This is a genomic window from Bradyrhizobium sp. P2_E8, from assembly GCF_056403875.1.
The window spans coordinates 1-785 of record NZ_JBFUES010001745.1 but is presented as its reverse complement, the minus strand read 5'-3'; the positions used below and the strand labels follow the sequence as shown (position 1 = coordinate 785).

The 785-nt window shown below is 61.1% G+C and carries 2 protein-coding genes and 1 pseudogene; 1 reads left to right on the top strand and 2 read right to left on the bottom strand.

From position 1 onward, the window contains the following. Positions 1–2 precede the first annotated feature (2 nt). Together AC1D00_RS43645 and AC1D00_RS43640 are read right to left on the bottom strand one after the other, a co-directional pair. A complete protein-coding gene (locus AC1D00_RS43645) occupies positions 3–149 on the bottom strand; it encodes a hypothetical protein (RefSeq protein ID WP_167771103.1) in 147 nt (48 codons plus the stop codon). Positions 150–219: 70 nt separating this feature from the next. Next, complete coding sequence (locus AC1D00_RS43640; protein WP_027544253.1) at positions 220–384, bottom strand: Flp family type IVb pilin; 165 nt, start codon at positions 382–384, stop codon at positions 220–222. A gap of 268 nt (positions 385–652) precedes the next feature. Here AC1D00_RS43640 and AC1D00_RS43635 point away from each other — a divergent pair. Next, a pseudogene (locus AC1D00_RS43635) lies at positions 653–785 on the top strand (sterol desaturase family protein); the annotation flags it as partial.

The window sequence follows — 785 nt, the reverse complement described above, 5'->3', positions numbered from 1 at the left end:
GCTCACCAGAGGCTGGCAATGCGCGCGGCGAGTGCGAGCGTCGCAAGCAGCAGTGCAAGGCAGACCCAGTAGGTCGGCGAGCCGGTCTGCGCCGCCTCCGCCTCGCCCGCCGCAACCGCGGCATCGGTTCTGTATTTGCGCAACGCCACTTGAACTCGCCGTACTCGGAAAAACAAAGGCCCCGGAGATCCGGGGCGTTTGCCGTCGCTTGTCGCTCGCTTACTTCAGCGACGTGCTGATCGAGGTGAACTTGGTGTTCAGCGTGGTGCCGAGGTTGTTGACGACGGTGATGATGGCCAGCGCGATGCCGGCRGCGATCAGGCCGTATTCGATGGCGGTGGCGCCGGATTCATCCTTGGCGAAACGCGCAATCAGGTTCTTCATGAACAAACTCCATCTGGGGTTGGATCGCCTCGTTCGGCGCTGTCTTTGACGCGATAACCATGAAAGCCGAGCTCTTTCGGTGAAGTTAATTCGATCGTGCAAACCCGATCCCTGCGCGATGCTTTTACCCAGAGTGAATTTCACCTTAAGACGCCGGCTGGAATTCGCTCCGGTTCCGAACGTGGCGCAAGTGCGCCACCGGCTTCATCCTCCCTTAAATTTCGCGGAGTAGGCGTAGGAGGACCAGCAATTCGGAAGAGAGGCGACGATGTCGAGCCTGCCCATGCAAGTCGCCCTGATGCTCGGCGAGACCATCGCGAAGGTGGTCCCCATCACCCTCGCGCTCGCGGCCGTCTTCACCGTGCTCGAGCATTTCTGGGCCTGCAATCCCGGCACGCCCT